The 18,184-nt window shown below is 65.9% G+C and carries 15 protein-coding genes; 6 read left to right on the forward strand and 9 right to left on the reverse strand.

Annotation, left to right across the window (positions count from 1 at the left end; genetic code table 11):
• Nucleotides 1-73: 73 nt before the first annotated feature.
• Both ACFVVC_RS10095 and ACFVVC_RS10100 read right to left on the reverse strand, forming a co-directional pair.
• Nucleotides 74-2,341 (reverse strand): SulP family inorganic anion transporter, encoded by a 2,268-nt coding sequence (locus tag ACFVVC_RS10095; RefSeq protein ID WP_387452149.1) that lies wholly within the window; start codon nt 2,339-2,341, stop codon nt 74-76.
• Nucleotides 2,342-2,566: 225 nt separating this feature from the next.
• Nucleotides 2,567-3,526 (reverse strand): heme o synthase, encoded by a 960-nt coding sequence (locus ACFVVC_RS10100; RefSeq protein ID WP_387452151.1) that lies wholly within the window; start codon nt 3,524-3,526, stop codon nt 2,567-2,569.
• Between the two features lie 513 nt (nt 3,527-4,039).
• On the opposite strand from ACFVVC_RS10100, the gene tkt reads away from it, so the two are divergent.
• From tkt to pgl, 6 genes are read left to right on the forward strand one after another with little or no spacing between them, the layout of a single operon-like run.
• Nucleotides 4,040-6,157 carry a transketolase gene (tkt, locus tag ACFVVC_RS10105; RefSeq protein WP_387452669.1) on the forward strand — a complete coding sequence of 706 codons (2,118 nt, stop codon included), beginning with the start codon at nt 4,040-4,042 and terminating at the stop codon, nt 6,155-6,157.
• Between the two features lie 25 nt (nt 6,158-6,182).
• Nucleotides 6,183-7,298, forward strand: a complete 1,116-nt coding sequence (gene tal / locus ACFVVC_RS10110; RefSeq protein WP_387452156.1) for a transaldolase — start codon at nt 6,183-6,185, stop codon at nt 7,296-7,298.
• Nucleotides 7,299-7,304: 6 nt separating this feature from the next.
• On the forward strand, nt 7,305-8,936 hold the full coding sequence (locus tag ACFVVC_RS10115) for a glucose-6-phosphate isomerase (RefSeq protein WP_387452159.1): 1,632 nt from the start codon (nt 7,305-7,307) through the stop codon (nt 8,934-8,936).
• Nucleotides 8,937-8,951: 15 nt separating this feature from the next.
• The gene (gene zwf / locus ACFVVC_RS10120; RefSeq protein WP_387452162.1) at nt 8,952-10,511 is read left to right on the forward strand and encodes a glucose-6-phosphate dehydrogenase; all 1,560 of its coding nucleotides are present in this window, start codon (nt 8,952-8,954) and stop codon (nt 10,509-10,511) included.
• Nucleotides 10,508-11,449, forward strand: coding sequence for a glucose-6-phosphate dehydrogenase assembly protein OpcA (locus ACFVVC_RS10125; RefSeq protein ID WP_387452165.1), 942 nt, complete (start codon nt 10,508-10,510; stop codon nt 11,447-11,449). Before zwf ends, ACFVVC_RS10125 begins: the two co-directional genes overlap by 4 nt.
• Nucleotides 11,439-12,257 carry a 6-phosphogluconolactonase gene (gene pgl / locus ACFVVC_RS10130; RefSeq protein WP_387452168.1) on the forward strand — a complete coding sequence of 273 codons (819 nt, stop codon included), beginning with the start codon at nt 11,439-11,441 and terminating at the stop codon, nt 12,255-12,257. The genes ACFVVC_RS10125 and pgl overlap by 11 nt, the downstream gene beginning before the upstream one ends.
• Here pgl and ACFVVC_RS10135 read toward each other — a convergent pair.
• From ACFVVC_RS10135 to whiA, 7 genes are all read right to left on the reverse strand, one after another.
• On the reverse strand, nt 12,210-12,605 hold the full coding sequence (locus ACFVVC_RS10135; RefSeq protein ID WP_387452171.1) for an RNA polymerase-binding protein RbpA: 396 nt from the start codon (nt 12,603-12,605) through the stop codon (nt 12,210-12,212). The two genes, pgl and ACFVVC_RS10135, sit on opposite strands and share 48 nt — an antisense overlap.
• A gap of 138 nt (nt 12,606-12,743) precedes the next feature.
• Nucleotides 12,744-13,001, reverse strand: a complete 258-nt coding sequence (gene secG, locus ACFVVC_RS10140) for a preprotein translocase subunit SecG (protein ID WP_387452174.1) — start codon at nt 12,999-13,001, stop codon at nt 12,744-12,746.
• Nucleotides 13,002-13,049: 48 nt separating this feature from the next.
• Nucleotides 13,050-13,865 carry a triose-phosphate isomerase gene (tpiA, locus tag ACFVVC_RS10145; RefSeq protein ID WP_387452177.1) on the reverse strand — a complete coding sequence of 272 codons (816 nt, stop codon included), beginning with the start codon at nt 13,863-13,865 and terminating at the stop codon, nt 13,050-13,052.
• Nucleotides 13,866-13,967: 102 nt separating this feature from the next.
• On the reverse strand, nt 13,968-15,194 hold the full coding sequence (locus ACFVVC_RS10150) for a phosphoglycerate kinase (RefSeq protein WP_387452180.1): 1,227 nt from the start codon (nt 15,192-15,194) through the stop codon (nt 13,968-13,970).
• 10 nt (nt 15,195-15,204) lie between these two features.
• Nucleotides 15,205-16,215: a type I glyceraldehyde-3-phosphate dehydrogenase gene (gene gap / locus ACFVVC_RS10155; protein ID WP_285243102.1), complete on the reverse strand. Its 1,011-nt coding sequence runs from the start codon at nt 16,213-16,215 to the stop codon at nt 15,205-15,207.
• 259 nt (nt 16,216-16,474) lie between these two features.
• Entirely contained in the window at nt 16,475-17,101 is a 627-nt protein-coding gene (locus ACFVVC_RS10160) for a superoxide dismutase (protein ID WP_387452184.1), read from the reverse strand.
• Nucleotides 17,102-17,200: 99 nt separating this feature from the next.
• On the reverse strand, nt 17,201-18,181 hold the full coding sequence (gene whiA / locus ACFVVC_RS10165; protein ID WP_015937022.1) for a DNA-binding protein WhiA: 981 nt from the start codon (nt 18,179-18,181) through the stop codon (nt 17,201-17,203).
• Between the last annotated feature and the right edge of the window lie 3 nt (nt 18,182-18,184).

The raw sequence follows: 18,184 nt of genomic DNA on the forward strand, positions 1-18,184 counted from the left end.
CAGGAGGCGCCCCGGTCCGTCTGGACCGGGGCGCCTCCCCTTCTTTTGCCGGGCCCAGGGTCAGGCGCCCGGACTAGTTGGACGCCAGGGCGCCGTCCTGCAACCTGGGCCCGAGAGCAGGGTCGAGGTCGGCAATGCCGTCCGGCGTCACTTCCAGGACCCGCGCGGTAGCGATGTCGTAGAACAGGCCAGTTGCCTGGACCTGGCCGCCGGCCAAGGCCGGTCCCGCATGCGGATGGTCGCGGAGTTTGCCCAGCTGGACGGCCACATTGACCATCGCCAACTGGTCTACTGCGCTGTACCCCGCTGCCGCAGCCTGCCTGCCCACCGGGTGGGCCGCCAGCAATTCGGCATGGCTTTGCCGGGCATGCCCCAGCCAGCGCCCGAAGGCCGGGCCCAGGGAAGCGTGGTCCGCGCCGTCCGCCTCGGCAATCAGCGCCTTCATGGCGCCGCAGTTCGAATGCCCGCAGATCACCAGCGACTTCACGCCCAGGCCGTTGACAGCGAAGGACAGAGCCGAATCGATCGAGGCATCCTGGCCCTCGTTGCACACGACGTTGCCGATATTCCGCAGGGTGAGCAGATCGCCCGGTCCACTGCTGGTGATCAGGTTGGGGTTGACGCGGGAGTCGACGCACGCCACGAACAGGCTGTCCGGATTCTGCTCCTCGGCGAGGTCGTGAACCAGCGGACGCACCTGGTCCGCGAAGCGGCGGTGATACTTGTTGATGCCCTGGAGCAGGGATTCCTTCCGGGGCGGCAGCGGCAGCTCGCTGGCCTCCCCGCGCCGGGGTGAACGGTGTGCCGCGTCCTGGAACAGGGTGTTCCCGTGCTCTTCGAGGTTCACGGCGCCGCCCGTGGCCTGGTGCTGGACCTGCCAGGCCAGCAGGGCTTCGCGGAACGAATGGTCCACGTAGTCCGCATTCAGCTCAACTACGACGTCCACGGCGGCGGGGATCGACTGAAGCGTCCCGTTCAACCGCGGCAGCGCGAAGAAGCTGCACGATCCTGCAACGGTCACCCGCCAGGCCGACGTCGGAGCGGCAGGCGGGTGCGCCTGGATCGGGGCGCGCAGGACCCGCCACAGCACGCACGCGGCGGCAAGGGCGAGCCCGATCATGACGCCCTCCAGCAGGTTCAGGAAGACGACGCACCCCAGGGTCACGGCATAGATCAGGAGGTCACCTGTCCGCAGGCTGGTACGGATATCCGCCACCTTGATCAAGCGCGCGCCAATGACCACCAGCAGGCCGGCGAGGACCGCCAGCGGGATCAGCTGGATAAGCCCGGCGAACAGCGCCGAGAAGGCCAGGACCCAGACGCCATGCAATATTGCTGACGCCCGGGTGGCCGCACCGGCTTCCACGTTGGTGGCGCTGCGGACGATTACCCCGGTAACGGGAAGGCCGCCCAGTGATCCGGAGACGATGTTTGCGGCGCCCTGGCCGACGAGTTCCTTGTTGAGGTTGGTGCGCGGGCCGGTGTGCATTTTGTCCACGGCAACGGCGGAAAGGAGGGATTCGATGCTGGCGATCAGGGCCATGGTCAGGACCGCGAAAGCGAAGGCCCGCCAGTTTCCGTCGGGAAGATGCGGCAACGCGATCGCATCGACGATCGACCCCTCGAGGGAGATCCGCTCCACCCCCGGGGCAAAGGCGACCGCCAACGCGGTACCGGCGGCTACTGCCGCCAGCGGCCCTGGCACCCGGCGGACAATGGGGGGAAGGAACCGCCAGCACAGCAGGATCACGATGACCGCCAGGCCCAGCAGGGCGGCATGCAGTTCAAGGTTGGTGATGGCGGCAGGCAGTCCTGCGAGGTTCTCAAGCGCAGAGCCCGCAGGCTCCGATCCCAGAAGCACGTGCAGCTGCTGCAGGATGATCGTGACGCCGATGCCGGCGAGCATGGCCTTGACCACCACAGGGGAAACGGCCAGGGCTGCCCGGCCGACGCGGCTGATGCCCAGCAGCAATTGCACGACGCCGGCGGCCACGGTGATGGCGCACGTCACCTGCCAGCCGAACTCCTGCACCAGGCCGGCCACGACGACGGTCAGCCCGGCGGCGGGACCACTCACCTGGAGCGGCGAGCCGCCCAGGCTGCCGGCCACAACGCCCCCGATCGCGGCGGCTATCAATCCCGCCATGATCGGGGCGCCGGAGGCCGCCGCGATGCCAAGCGAGAGCGGGAGCGCCACGAGGAACACCACCAAGGAAGCGGGGATGTCGGCGCCGAGATGGGAGGCAAATCCGGGGAGGCCGGGTTTTTTCCGGACCGGGTTCCCGTTTCCGCCCGGTGGACTATGGCCGGGCGCGGGGACGGTTGAGGGACGGGCTTCCATGGGCTGTTTCCTTTGCTTGCGGGAAGGGTCCGGTCCACCGTAAGCAGGTCGTCATGTTCAATGACAGTTAACGTGACAGATATGACAAACATGTCATATAGTTCGCCGAGGCAACGAAGCCGATGATTTACGGCCCACGCTTGCCGCGCCAACAAAGGGCGCCAACAAAGAAGGCGGCCCCCACCTTGAGATAGGGGCCGCCTGCGGCTTGGTACGGCGGTTCGGCTAGCCGCCGACCACCGCCCGGCCGATGAAGGGATCCACGGCCAGGGCGATGAAGAGCAGGGTCAGGTAGCTGATGGAACCATGGAACACCTTCATGGCGCGCTTGTCGGGGATGTCCTCCCGCTGCGCACGCGCATACAGGGCATGGGACTCATAAAGGAACCAGGCGCCCGCCAGAACGGCGGTGGCCGTGTAGACCCAGCCGGCCCCGCCTGCCGGAATCATCAGCAGCGAGCAGGCGACCATGGCCCAGGCGTAGAGGACAACCTGGACGGAAACCACCTTGGCGCCGGCGATGGCGCCAAGCATGGGGACATTGGCGTTCCGGTAGTCCTCGCCGTAGCGCATTGACAGCGGCCAGTAGTGCGGCGGGGTCCACAGGAAAATCACCATGAAGAGAATGATCGCGGGCCACTCTACCGAATTGGTCACCGCGGCCCAGGCAATCAGGACCGGGAAGCAGCCTGCGGCGCCGCCCCACACAATGTTCTGCGCGGTGCGGCGTTTCAGGATCATGGTGTAGACCACCACGTAGAAGAAGATGGCGCCGAGGCCCAGCCATGCTGACAGCGGGTTGGCGCCGAACCAGAGGATCACGATCGCTGCCGCACCCAGCAGCCACGAGAACACCAGTGCTTCGCGGGGCGTGACCTCGCCGGTCACCAGCGGCCGGTTTTCGGTGCGGTGCATCAATTTGTCGATGTCCCGGTCGATGTAGCAGTTGAATGCCCCGGCACTGCCGGCGGCGAAGGCGCCTCCCACCAGGGTGGCAAGGATCAGGCCGAGGGAGGGGAAGCCCCGCTCGGCGTAGATCATGGTGGGCAGGGTACTCACCAGGAGCAGTTCGATCACGCGGGGCTTGGTGAGGGCGAGATACGCCTTTGCCTTGCGGGCAAACCCGGCGCCGGAGGCCCGGGATGCGTTTAGCGGCGTATCTGTTGTGCTCACGGTGGCAGTCACCCGTTCTGTGTGGCAGTTGAGGCTGGCTGTGCAGCTCCGGTCGTGCGGCCCGGTCCCGGGCATGGCACGGCGAAAGGAAATTGCCATGTGCCTGCATCTGCCGGGAAACTCCGGCGGCGTTGGTGCCCACCGGTGTTGGCCTCCAAATATCATACCGCGCCGGCACCCCCGCCCAGGGCCCGCCATATGCGCAGTTGATCGCTCGCAGGCCCATTCGAGCAGATTAACTCAGGGTTCCGCCGGAGCCTTTCACAAAAGGGGAAATTGCGTCCAAAACGTGAGATTCGGGCCGCCCGGACTATGGATAAGAGCTAAGCTGTCACCAGATCAGCACGCAGCAAGAAAGCGGTGGAAAACGCATTCCCGTTTGCTGTTCGTGACTGAAAGCAAGGATCAACGTTTCGATGGTGAACGGCTGGTACACACCAAAGCGGCGCCACAGAGCGCGCCCTTAGCCGGATCCGGTGTACCACTGCCACCAGCACAGAGAGGGGCCCGGTTTTCGTGCCACATTTGGAAGAGCAAGAACTGTCATGGACCAGCCTGGACCAGCGCGCCGTGGATACCATCCGCGTGCTGGCAGCGGATGCCGTAGAGAAGGTGGGCAACGGCCACCCCGGTACGGCGATGAGCCTGGCCCCGGCCGCATACCTTCTTTTCCAGAAGCTGATGCGCCACGATCCGCGTGATCCGCACTGGCTCGGCCGCGACCGCTTCATCCTGTCCCCCGGCCACACCTCCCTTACGCTTTACATCCAGTTGTTCCTTTCCGGCTACGGGCTGGAACTGAAGGACCTGGAGGCGCTGCGCACCTGGGGTTCACTCACCCCCGGACACCCTGAGTACAAGCACACGGCCGGCGTGGAAATCACTACCGGGCCGCTGGGCCAGGGCCTTGCATCCTCCGTGGGCTTTGCCTACTCGCAGCGCCGCCAGCGCGGCCTCTTTGACGCCGATGCTCCCGCGGGCGAATCGCCGTTCGACCACACCATCTGGGTTATTGCCTCCGACGGCGACCTCCAGGAAGGCGTCACCTCCGAGGCATCCTCGCTGGCCGGCCACCAGGAGCTTGGGAACCTCGTGGTGATCTACGACGAGAACCACATTTCCATCGAGGACGACACCGACATCGCGTTCACCGAGGATGTCCTGAAGCGCTATGAGGCCTACGGCTGGCACACCCAGCGCGTGGACTGGACCCGCACGGGCGAATACAAGGAAGACGTCCAGGAGCTCTATTCGGCCCTGCTCGCCGCGAAGGCCGAAACCTCCAAGCCTTCCATCATCTCGCTGCGCACCATCATCGGCTACCCGGCACCCAAGAAGCAGAACACCGGCAAGATCCACGGCTCGGCCCTGGGCGCCGAGGAAGTCGCCGCGCTGAAGGAAGTACTGGGCTTCGACCCCGCCAAGTCCTTCGACGTGGACCAGGAAGTGCTCGAACACGCCCGCTCCGTGGTTGAGCGCGGCGCTGCCGAACACAAAGAGTGGGAAGAGTCTTTCAACGCCTGGCAGGCAGCCAACCCGGAAGGCGCAGCACTCCTGCAGCGCATCGAAGCCCGCGAACTTCCCGAGGGCATCGACGACGCCCTGCCGGTGTTCCCCGCAGGCAAAGACGTTTCCACCCGCGCCGCTTCCGGCAAGGTCCTCAATGCGCTGGGCCCGGTCCTGCCCGAACTCTGGGGCGGCTCCGCTGACCTCGCCGAGTCCAACAACACCACGATCGAGGGCTCGCCGTCCTTCGTGCCGGCCTCCAAGCAGACCGATGCGTGGTCCGGCAACCCGTACGGCCGGGTGCTGCACTTCGGCATCCGCGAGCACGCTGCCGCGTCGATCGTCAACGGCATCAGCCTGGCAGGAAACACCCGGGCGTTCTCGGGCACCTTCCTGATCTTCAGCGACTACCAGCGGCCAGCCATCCGCCTCGGCGCCCTGATGGGTGTGCCGTCCCTGTACGTCTGGACGCACGACTCCATCGGCCTGGGCGAGGACGGCCCCACCCACCAGCCCGTGGAACAGCTGGCCTCACTGCGCGCCATCGTGGGACTGGACGTGGTCCGCCCCGGCGACGCCAACGAGGTTGCTGCTGCCTGGAAGACCATGCTGGAGAACCACGCCAACCCGGCAGGCATCGTCCTGACCCGCCAGAACATCCCCACGTGGGAACGCGGTGCGGGCGACGCCGAGGGCGACACTTTCGGTTCCACGGCCGGTGTTGCGAAGGGCGGCTACGTCCTGGCCGAGGCTTCGAAAGAAGGCGCCACGGTACCGGCCGACGTGATCCTCATTGCCACCGGTTCCGAGGTCCAGCTGGCCGTCCAGGCCCGCGAAGCACTTCAGGCCGACGGCATCGCCGCCCGCGTCGTCTCCATGCCGTGCGTTGAGTGGTTCAAGAAGCAGGACGCCGCCTACCGCGAATCCGTCCTGCCCGCTGCCGTCAAGGCACGCGTCTCGGTGGAAGCCGGCCTGGCCTTGAGCTGGCGGGAATTCGTCGGCGACGCCGGCCGTTCCATCAGCCTCGAGCACTACGGCGCTTCCGCCGACTACAAGCGCCTTTTCCAGGAGTTCGGCATCACGGCTGAAGCAGTAGCTGCCGCCGCCAAGGACTCCCTCTCCAGCCTCCAGGGCTAAACCACATCTTTTAGGAGATACAGAAATGACTACTCCCACGCAGCAACTCTCCGACGCCGGAGTCTCCATCTGGCTTGACGACCTCTCCCGCGGACGCTTGGAAACGGGCACCCTCCGCAAGCTCATTGAAGAGAAGAACGTGGTTGGCGTGACCACCAACCCGTCCATCTTCCACGCAGCCATCACCTCCGGTACTGACTACGACGCCACCATCGCAGCCCAGGCCGCCGCCGGCGCCAGCGTCGAAGAAACGATCTTCGAGATCACCACCACCGACGTCGCCGACGCCTGCGACCTCTTCGCCCCGGTGGCGGCAGCCACCAAGGGCGTCGACGGCCGCGTCTCCATCGAAGTCGACCCCCGCCTGGCCTGGGACACCGCAGGCACCATCGCCGAGGCCAAGCACCTCTATCAGCGGGTCAACAAGGACAACGTCCACATCAAGATCCCGGCAACCCTGGAGGGCCTCGAAGCCATCACCGCCACCCTGGCCGAGGGCATCAGCGTCAACGTGACGCTGATCTTCTCGCTGGAGCGTTACCGCGCCGTCATCAACGCCTTCCAGTCCGGCCTGGAGCAGGCCAAGGAGAATGGCCACGACCTTGCGAAGATCCACTCCGTGGCATCGTTCTTCGTCTCCCGCGTGGACACCGAAATCGACAAGCGCCTGGACAAGATCGGCACCGAGGAAGCCAAGGCACTGAAGGGCAAGGCCGGCGTCGCCAACGCCCGCCTGGCCTACCAGGTCTACGAGGAACTCTTCTCCACCGAACGCTGGGCACTGCTTGCCGGGGCCGGAGCGCTCCCCCAGCGTCCGTTGTGGGCCTCCACCGGTGTGAAGGACCCGGCCTACCCCGACACCCTCTACGTCACCGAACTCGTCGCTCCCGGCGTCGTCAACACCATGCCGGAGAAGACCCTGGACGCCACCTTCGACCACGGCGTGGTCACCGGTGATACCGTCACCGGCACCTACGCCGAAGCAAACGCCACGCTCGACGCCCTGGAAAAGCTCGGCATCTCCTACAACGACGTCGTCGCCCTGCTTGAAACCGAAGGCCTGGACAAGTTCGTGTCCAGCTGGAAGGAACTGCTGGCCGACGTCGAAGGTGCCCTCGCCTCTGCACGGAAGGCTTCCTAACACACAATGAGCACACTCAGCTTCGACGCCACCGGCGCCGCACAGCAGGCCCTGGAACAGCACCTTCCCGCCCTGGTGGAGGACCGGATCGCCACCCGGATCTTCGCAAAAGACCACACCCTGTGGGGTACTGACGCCGAATCCGAGTCGGCTATCCGCCTCGGCTGGGTGGAGGCGGCCACCGTTTCACAGCCCTTGGTCAAGGACATCCTGGAACTCCGAGACGCCCTGCGCGCCGAGGGCGTCACCCGGATCGTGCTTTGCGGCATGGGCGGATCCTCGCTGGCCCCGGAGGTCATCGCAGGCACGGCCGGCGTCGAGCTGACGGTGCTGGACAGCACGGACCCCGACCAGGTCCGTACGGCCCTCGAGGACCGGCTGGCCGAGACCGCCATCGTGGTCTCGTCCAAGTCCGGCTCCACCCTGGAAACCGACTCCCAGCGCCGCATCTTCGAGCAGGCCTTCACCGAGGCCGGCCTGGACGCCAAGAGCCGGATCATCATCGTGACCGATCCCGGCTCCCCGCTGGACAAGTCGTCCCGCGAAACCGGGTATCGCGCAGTCTTCAATGCCGACCCCAACGTCGGCGGACGCTACTCGGCCCTGACGGCGTTCGGCCTGGTGCCTTCAGGCCTGGCCGGGGTGGATATCCAGGCTTTCCTGGATGAGGCCGAGGAAGCCGCCGAGGTCCTCAATGACGACGCCCCCGAAAACATCGGGCTTGCCCTGGGTGCGGCCCTGGGTGGCACCAGCCCGCTTCGCAACAAGATCGTCATTGCCGAAGACGGCTCCGGGATCGTTGGCTTCGCCGACTGGGCCGAGCAGCTCATCGCTGAATCGACGGGCAAGCTGGGTACGGGCATCCTGCCGGTCGTGGCAGGCCCCAACGCGCCCGAGGTGACTGCCGGCGCTGCCGATGTCCTGGTGGTACGGCTGGTAGCCGCGGATGCCGACGTCGAACTCGCCGACAACCAGGTTGCCATCGCAGGCGGCCTTGCCACCCAGATGATGGTGTGGGAGTTCGCCACCGCCGTTGCGGGCCGCCTGCTGGGCATCAACCCCTTCGACCAGCCCGACGTGGAAGCCGCCAAGGTGGCAGCCCGGGGACTGCTGGACGCCCAGCCGGAGCCAACGCCCGCCGCTTTCGTTGACGGCGCAATCGAGGTCCGGGGCGGCGACTGGCTCGGTGGCGCCACCACCGCCGCCGAGGCCGTCAAAGCTCTCCTTGGGACGCTCGCTGCCGACAGCTACCTGAGTGTCCAGGCGTACTTCGACCGCCTGGCCTTTGCCGGCCTCGAAGGAATCCGTGACGAACTCGCTGCGGCTTCCGGCCGGCCGGTGACGTTCGGCTGGGGCCCGCGGTTCCTGCATTCCACCGGGCAGTTCCACAAGGGTGGCCCCGCGATCGGCGTGTTCCTGCAGATCACCGCTGCTGCAGCTGAGGACCTCGCGATTCCGGACCGGCCGTTCAGCTTCGGCGAGCTCATTGCCGCCCAGGCTGCAGGCGACGCCCAGGTCCTGGGCCAACACGGCCGGCCCGTGCTGCGCCTCCACCTCACCGACCGTGCCGCCGGCGTGGCGCAGCTGCAGGACCTTGTCGCTGCGCTGTCCACCCGCGCATCCGCAACCGAGAGCTAAGGCGCAGAAGCAACCATGCCAGAAACTGAATACGGCAGGAAGGGCGCGGGCCGCGGGCGTAATCCGTTGCGCGATCCGCGTGACCGCCGTTTGAACCGGATCGCCGGTCCGTCGTCGCTTGTCCTCTTCGGGGTGACGGGCGACCTTGCCCGGAAAAAGCTCATGCCGGCGGTGTATGACCTCGCCAACCGCGGGTTGTTGCCTCCCAGCTTCGCGCTGGTGGGATTTGCCCGGCGTGAGTGGGACAAAGAGGATTTCGCCGCCGAGGTGAAGGCCTCCGTACAGGAGCACGCCCGCACCCCGTTCGATGAAGCGGTCTGGAACCAGCTGTCCGAGGGCATCCGGTTTGTCCAGGGAGAGTTCGACGACGACGCCGCGTTTGAGCGCCTCGGCGAGACGATCAAGGAGCTCGACGACGTCCGCGGGACCCGCGGGAACCACGCGTTCTACTTGTCGATCCCGCCCAAGGCGTTCGAACAGGTGTGCCGGCAGTTGTCCAAACATGGCCTGGCACAGGCTGACGGGGACAAGTGGCGGCGCGTGGTGATCGAGAAGCCGTTCGGTCATGACCTGGAATCGGCGCGGCAGCTTAACGACATTGTCGAGTCCGTCTTCCCGCCGGACGCCGTGTTCCGGATCGATCACTACCTGGGCAAGGAGACGGTACAGAACATCCTTGCGCTGCGTTTCGCGAACCAGTTGTTCGAACCGTTGTGGAACGCCAACTACGTGGACCACGTCCAGATCACCATGGCCGAGGACATCGGCACCGGTGGCCGGGCCGGGTATTACGACGGCGTGGGTGCGGCCCGCGACGTCATCCAGAACCACCTGCTCCAGTTGCTGGCGCTGACGGCAATGGAGGAACCGATCTCCTTCAACGCCGATGACCTGCGGGCGGAGAAGGAAAAAGTCCTCGCCGCGGTCAAGCTCCCGGAAGATCTCTCCACGCACTCTGCGCGCGGCCAGTTCAGCGGCGGCTGGCAGGGCGGCGAGCAGGTCCAGGGCTACCTGGAAGAGGAAGGCATCCCCGCGGACTCCACCACGGAGACCTACGCGGCGGTTCGGGTGGACATCCACACCCGCCGCTGGTCCGGGGTTCCGTTCTACCTGCGTGCGGGCAAACGCCTGGGCCGTCGCGTCACCGAGATCGCCGTCGTCTTCAAACGCGCCCCGAACCTCCTCTTCCGCGACCATGGCGAGGACGACTTCGGCCAGAACGCCGTGGTGATCCGGGTCCAGCCCGACGAGGGCGTGACCATCCGGTTCGGGTCCAAGGTCCCCGGCACCCAGATGGAAGTCCGCGACGTCACCATGGACTTCGGCTACGGGCACTCGTTCACCGAGTCCTCCCCGGAAGCCTACGAGCGGCTGATCCTGGACGTTCTGCTTGGTGAGCCGCCGCTGTTCCCGCGCCATCAGGAAGTGGAGCTGTCCTGGAAGATCCTTGACCCGTTCGAGGAATACTGGGCCACCCTGGCCGAACAGCCCGAACCCTACGCCCCCGGCTCCTGGGGCCCGGCCAGCGCCGATGAGCTGCTGGCCCGCGACGGACGAACCTGGAGAAGGCCATGATCGTAAACCTGCCCGATACCACCACCTCGAAGGTATCCAAGAAACTCATGTCCCTGCGCGAGCAGGGCGGGGTGATCGCCCTGGGCCGGGTCCTGACCCTCGTGGTGGTGACCAAGTCCGGGCTTGAGGAAGAGGCCATCGAGGCCGCGAACGACGCCAGCCGGGAACACCCCTGCCGGATCATCGTCCTGGCCGACGCCGGGAAAGACGCCGAAGACCGGCTCGACGCCCAGATCAGGGTGGGCGGCGACGCCGGCGCGTCCGAGGTCATCGTGCTGCGCGGCTACGGGCAGCTCGCGCACGAGTCCGAATCCCTGGTGGCCGCCCTGCTGCTCCCGGACGCCCCGATCGTGGCCTGGTGGCCGCACGGGGCTCCCGTGAACGCGTGCGAGACCTCCATCGGCGCGATCGCGCACCGCAGGATCACCGACTCGGCCAACGAACCGGATCCGCAGGCCGCCCTGGAACGGATTCACCACACCTACAAAGCCGGTGACACCGACCTCGCCTGGACCCGGCTGACCAACTGGCGGATCCAGCTCGCCGCGGCCTTGGACGAAGTCGATTCCTCCCCGGTCACGGCGGTCGCGGTCGAAGGCGCCTCGGACTCACCCTCCACCATCCTGCTCGCCGCCTGGCTCACCCTGACCCTGGACGCCCCCGTGACCATCGTCGCGGACCCCGCCGGGACAGGGATCCGCCGCGTCCGCCTCACCCGCCCCGGCGGCGACGTGCAGCTCTTCCGCCCCGGACTCTCGGTCGCCGAACTCACCCAACCAGGCCAACCCGCCCAGCGGATCACCCTCCCGCGCCGCAGCCTCAGGGACTGCCTCGCCGAGGAACTCCGCCGGCTGGACCCGGACGAAGTGTTTGGCGAAGTGATTACTATTGGACTGCCACGTACCAATCTAAGGAGCGTCCGACCCAGTGAGCGTTGACCCCAGAGTAAGCATCCATCCTGATTCGTCCGTCCTCATGGCCGCCATTGCGGCCCGCCTGATCACCAAGCTCGTTGATGTCCAGGACAAGTATGGCGAAGCCACTGTGGTGCTCACCGGGGGGACCGTGGGGATCGGCACGCTGAAGGCTGTTGCCGATTCCCCGGCGGCACCCGCCGTCGACTGGTCCAAGGTCAACTTCTGGTGGGGTGACGAACGCTTCGTGGGTACCGCGGACCCGGACCGGAACACCAAACAGGCCTTCGATGCCCTGCTCTCGCACATTCCGGTGGACCCGGAACGGATCCACTCCCCCGGTTCCGCGGACGACTTCGGTTCGGTCGAGGAGGCGGCCGAAGACTATGCGCGGCAACTCCGGGACGCGGCAGCAGCCGAACATGCGGCCGACACGTCCGATGACCGCCCGGATGAGCCGTCGCCGTTGCCCCGCCTCGACGTGGTGCTCCTCGGCGTCGGCCCTGACGCCCACATCGCGTCCCTGTTTCCTGAGCAGGGCGGCATCAGGGAAAAGACGCTCACGGTGGTGGGCGTCCGCAACTCGCCGAAGCCGCCGCCGCTGCGCATTTCCCTGACGCTCCCTGCCATTAACACGGCGTCAGAGGTCTGGATGGTAGTGGCCGGAGAAGACAAGGCCGGGGCGGTTGGACTTGCCCTTGCCGGCGCCAACCCGGTCCAGGTACCCGCCGCCGGGCCGCGCGGTACGTCCCGTACCCTGTGGCTGATCGACGAGAACGCGGCCTCACGTGTCCCGCAGCAACTCGTCCGGAAGGACGCCGCGGGCGCGTAGCTTTTCCAGCGCTCCGGCCAGGACGTCTTCCGCGTCCTGGTCGGAGCGCCGCTCTTTAACGTATTCCAGGTGGCTCTTGTATCCCTCGTCGAACGGATCAGCCAGGGCGGCCGCCTGCCCGTCACGGGAGGCGGGAGCACCACAGCGCCGGCAGTCCCAGGTCAAGGGAATCTGCTCCTCCGGCAGCTTAAGGAAAACGGGCTGGGTCTTGTGTCCCTTCGCACACCAGTAGGACACCCGGATGCGCGGGAGGGGCTGGGCGGAAGAATCGGTGGACTGCAGGCTCGATCCGGACCCTGCCGTCACCCCGGCGCGGGTCCCCCGAAAGCCCGATGCTGGATGGACCATGACATCTCCTGCCTCAAAGCGGACGGCCGGTTTCCGGCAGCTTAAACGCAACTGTGGCTGCCGGATAAACCGACAGCCACAGTTTAGATGCCCGATCCGGGCAGCGGGAGGGCCTCAGGACCCTAGTCAGCGGGATCCTTAGGAGTCGCCGACGCCGCTGAACCGCATGATCAGGCCAAGGGCGATAATCACCACGCCCCAGGTAACGCCCAACACGATCGTGAAGCGGTTGAGGTTTCGTTCGGCTACCCCGGAGGAGCTCAGGCCCGAGCTCATGCCGCCGCCGAACATGTCGGAAAGCCCGCCGCCGCGACCCTTGTGCAAGAGGATCAGCAGCGTCAGCAGGAGGCTGGTGATGCCCAGGAGGATCTGCAGGATGACATGAAGAACGTCCACGACGGCCTTTCGGAAGTTGGGATTGCGGGAGTTTGTACTGGTTCTGGACTAGTCCGTGACCAGGTGGCTCTCGAACCTGACAATATTAGCAAACTCGGCGGGATCGAGGCTGGCACCGCCCACCAGGAGACCGTCCACGTCGCGCTCCTGCAGGATCGCGGCGGCGTTGTTGGCCTTGACCGAGCCGCCGTACAGCAGGCGGGTCTTGGCGGCAACGTCGGCACCGAAGAGGTTGCCGAGCTCCGCCCGGATCGCGTCGCACATCTCCTGTGCATCCTCCGGGCCTGCGACCTCGCCGGTCCCAATCGCCCAAACGGGCTCGTAGGCGACCACCAGTTCGGCGGCCTGGTCGTTGGTGAGGCCTGCAACGCCGGCGCGCAGCTGCTGGAGGGTGTGCTCAACATGGGTTCCGGCCTGGCGGATCTCCAGGCCTTCCCCGACGCACAGGACAGGGGTGACCCCGTGCTTGAAGGCTGCCTTGACCTTGGCGTTGAGGACGTCGTCGGACTCGTTGTGGATGGTGCGGCGTTCGCTGTGGCCAACCAGTACGTAGGTGCAGCCAAGCTTGGCGAGGAACTGGCCGGAAATGTCGCCGGTGTAGGCTCCGGAGTCGAACTGGGAAAGGTCCTGGCCGCCGTAGGCGACCTGCAGATCGTCGCCCTGGACCAGAGTCTGGACGCCGCGGAGGTCCGTGAACGGCGGGAACACGGCTACCTCGACGCGGCCGTAGTCGTGCTTGGCATCGGAGAGGGTCCAAGCCAGCTTCTGCAGGAGGGTGATGCCCTGCACATGGTCCATGTTCATTTTCCAGTTGCCCGCAATGAAGGGCTTGCGGTCGAAGGCGCCGTTCGTTGACGTAGTCACGTGATCTCCATAAAAGTCTTGGTATGTGTGCGGCCGGCAGGCTGCCGCGGGCAACCTGCCGGCCGAAGGACTGTTCAGTCCGATACTTCTGTGGCAGTTCTGCTACCGGTCCAGGACACTGAGACCGGGAAGCTCCTTGCCTTCGAGGTATTCCAGGCTTGCACCGCCACCAGTGGATATGTGGCCGAACTGGTCATCTGCGAATCCCAGCGTACGCACCGCTGCGGCGGAATCGCCGCCGCCAACGACGGTGAAACCCCCGGTTTCCGTCAGCGCCTGCGCGATGGCGCGGGTACCGGCGGAGAAGGCCTCGAATTCGAAGACGCCCATGGGGCCGTTCCAGAAAACCGTGCGGGCTCCCTTGATGCGCTCGGCGAACGCGGCCGCGGTGTCCGGGCCGATATCCAGGCCAATGCCCTGGGCACCGAAGCTGCTGCTTTCGATGGCCTCGGCCGGCACCGTTGCGTACGCGGCGTCCGCGGCGAACTTCCCGGCCACCACGACGTCCGTGGGAACCACGAATTCGGTGCCCGCGTCCGCGGCCCGCTTGAGGTAGTCCTGAACCACGGGGATCTGGTCTTCCTCGAGGAGGCTGGAGCCCACCTTGTGGCCGGCCGCTGCCAGGAAGGTGAACAGCATGCCGCCGCCCACCAGGATGGTGTCGGCCTTGCCAAGGAGGTTGTCGATGACCGCGAGCTTGTCGGAGACCTTGGAGCCGCCGAGCACCACCACATACGGGCGCTGGGTGTCAGTGGTCAGCTTCCGAAGGACTTCCACCTCCGTATGGACCAGGTCGCCCTGGTACGACGGCAACCGGGTGGCGACGTCGTAGACGCTGGCGTGCTTGCGGTGGACGGCGCCAAAGGCGTCGTCCACGTAGGCGCCGTTGTCGCCGGTCAGCGCCACGAGTTCGTCGGCGAAGGCGCCGCGCTCGGCGTCGTCCTTGCTGGTCTCCCGGGAATCGAAGCGGACGTTCTCCAGGACCAGCGCTTCGCCGTCCTGCAGTGCTGCCGCAGCGCCCTTGGCGGCGTCACCAACGGTGTCAGCTGCCAGGGTGACGTTGAAGTCCGCCAGTTCGGCGAGTCGGTCCACAGCGGGACGCAGGGAATACTTGTCCTCCGGGGCGCCCTTGGGGCGTCCGAGGTGGGCTGTTACCAGCACGCGGGCACCGGCGTCCGTGAGCTTTGACAGCACTGGAAGTGAGGCCTTGATGCGGCCGTCGTCAGTGACTGTAGAGCCGTCGAGCGGCACATTCAGGTCACTTCGAACCAGAATGTACCGCCCGCGGACACCTTCAGCGATCAGTTCGTTGAGGGTGTGAGATGTCATGTGTCTAACCCTAGCCCAGCTTGGATGCCACGAGCTCCGTGAGGTCGACGAGGCGGTTTGAGTAGCCCCACTCGTTGTCATACCAGGAAACAACCTTGACCTGGTTGCCGATGACCTTGGTCAGGCCGGCGTCGAAGATGGACGACGCCGGGTCGCCAACGATGTCGGAGGAGACGATGGGCTCGTCCGTGTACGTCAGGAAGCCCTGCAGTTCCTCGGACTCCGAGGCGCGCTTGAGGGCGGCGTTGACTTCTTCCACGGTGGTCTCGCGGGAGACGGTGACGGTGAGGTCGGTGGCGGAGCCGGTGGGCACGGGGACGCGGATGGCGTAACCGTCCAGCTTGCCCTTGAGTTCAGGCAGGACAAGGCCGATTGCCTTGGCGGCGCCGGTGGAGGTGGGAACCATGTTGATGGCCGCAGCACGTGCGCGGCGCAGGTCCTTGTGCGGGCCGTCCTGCAGGTTCTGGTCCGCGGTGTAGGCGTGCACGGTGGTCATGAGTCCACGCTCGATGCCGAATTCGTCGTTGACCACCTTGGCCAGCGGGCCGAGGCAGTTGGTGGTGCAGGAGGCGTTGGAAATGATGTTGTGCGTGGCGTTGTCGTAGAGGTTGTCGTTGACGCCCATCACGATGGTGATGTCCTCGTCCGAGGCCGGAGCGGAGATCAGTACCTTCTTGGCGCCCGCATCGATGTGCTTCTGCGCGTCTGCTGCCTTGGTGAAGAACCCGGTGGATTCGATCACGATGTCCACGCCCAGTTCGCCCCAGGGAAGCTTGGCGGGATCGCGTTCCGCCAGGACCTTGACGACGTTGCCGTTGACGACGATGTTGCCGTCCTTGACCTCGATGGTCTCCTTCAGGCGCCCGCCGACAGAGTCGTACTTGAACAGGTGGGCCAGGGCTTCGGGGCTGGTGAGGTCGTTGACTGCAACGATCTCCAGGTCCGCGCCTTGTGCAAGTGCTGCGCGGAAGTAGTTGCGGCCAATGCGGCCGAAGCCGTTGATACCAATACGGGTCGTCACTTTTACAGTCTCCTTGGTGCTTTGAGAAGCACTACTAGTTGAGCGGGCGTTCAAGCCAACTAACAGATCCCGCACGCCATTGGGCAGAGATGATTTACACGGAGGGCGACCAGCCTCATTGCTGAAGGCTAACCGCCTTCCGTGACCTATCTTACGTTTAACTGGGTCCGCCCCCGCAAGTGCGGGGGCGGACCGTCCACATCCCGGCCGGTTTAAGTCAGAATGTGAAGTTTGTTACATCGATGTATAACGCAGCTCACTACGGGAGGGTGATGAGTCCCGTGGCGTTGGAGCGCGCAGCTTCGAAGCGCTGGGCGACGTCGGCCCAGTTGACGATGTTCCAGAATGCCTTGACGTAGTCGGCCTTGACGTTGACGTAGTCCAGGTAGAAAGCGTGCTCCCACATGTCCAGCATCAGCAGCGGCGTGGTGCCCAGGGCAACGTTCCCCTGCTGGTCGTACAGCTGTTCGATGACCAGGTTTCCACCGATGGGTTCGTAGGCCAGGAAGCCCCACCCCGAGCCCTGCAGGCCCAGTGCTGCGGCGCTGAACTGGGCGCGGAACGCGTCGAAGGAGCCGAAAGCGTCGTCGATGGCAGCTGCGAGCTCGCCCTCGGGCTTGTCGCCGCCGTCCGGGGACAGGTTGTTCCAGAAGACCGAGTGGTTGATGTGGCCGCCGGTGTGGAACGCGAGGTCCTTGGAGAGACGGTTGATGTTGGCGAAGTCGCCCTTTTCCCGTGCTTCGGCAAGCTGTGCCAGTGCGTTGTTGGCGCCGGTGACATAGGCTGCGTGGTGCTTGCTGTGGTGCAGCTCCATGATCCGCGCAGAGATGTGCGGCTCAAGGGCGGCGTAGTCGTACTTGAGTTCGGGCAATACGTACTCAGTCACAAAATCCTCCAATATCGTGGACACGCGGTCCGGTTGGTGACTCTCGGATTGTGCATCCGGGCGTCTGGCGCCCGGAATCTTTTTGATTCTATGGGGCGCTTACTCGTCCAGCATTTCCGGCGTCACATTGGCGTCCGTTCCGGGAATGCCCAGGTCAAGGGCGCGTTTGTCCGCCATGGCCAGGAGCCTGCGGATCCGGCCGGCAATCGCGTCCTTGGTCATTACGGGGTCGGCAAGCCGGCCCAGTTCGTCCAGGCTGGCCTGTTTGTGCGCCACCCGCAGTTCCCCGGCGTATTTCAGGTGGTCCGGAACGTCGTCGCCCAGGATCTCCAGGGCCCGGTCCACCCGGGCGCCTGCCGCTACTGCGGCCTGCGCGGAACGTCGCAGGTTGGCGTCGTCGAAGTTGGCGAGCCGGTTGGCCGTGGCACGGACTTCCTTGCGCATGCGGCGTTCTTCCCAGACCATCAGGGCGTCGTGGGCGCCCATGCGGGTCAGCAGCGCGGCGATGGTGTCGCCGTCGCGGATGACCACGCGGTCCACTCCCCTGACCTCGCGCGCCTTGGCCTGGATGTCCAGGCGCCGGGCCGCCCCGACCAGGGCGAGGGCGGATTCGGGCCCGGGGCAGGTGACCTCCAGCGAGGAGGACCGTCCGGGTTCCGTCAGTGAGCCGTGGGCCAGGAACGCCCCGCGCCATACGGCTTCGGCGTCGGCCGCCGAGCCGTTGACGACGGCGGACGGCAGCCCCCGCACGGGGCGACCCCGGCCGTCCAGGAGGCCGGTCTGCCTGGCCAGTGCTTCGCCGTCGCGGACTACACGGACCACGTAGCGGCTGGCGCGACGCAGTCCGCCGGCCGAGACCACGATGATTTCGCTCTGGTGTCCGTAGACCTCGGCGATGGCGGCGCGGAGCCGGCGCGCCGTGGACGCCAGGTCCACTTCCGCTTCGATGACAATCCGGCCGGAAATGATGTGCAGTCCCCCGGCGAACCGGAGCATGGCGGAGACTTCCGCCTTGCGCACTGATGACTTCTTGATGTCCAGACGGGACAGTTCTTCTTTGACTGATGCTGTCAGTGCCATGGC

It is taken from the genome of Pseudarthrobacter sp. NPDC058196, assembly GCF_042882685.1.
Lineage (GTDB): Bacteria > Actinomycetota > Actinomycetes > Actinomycetales > Micrococcaceae > Arthrobacter.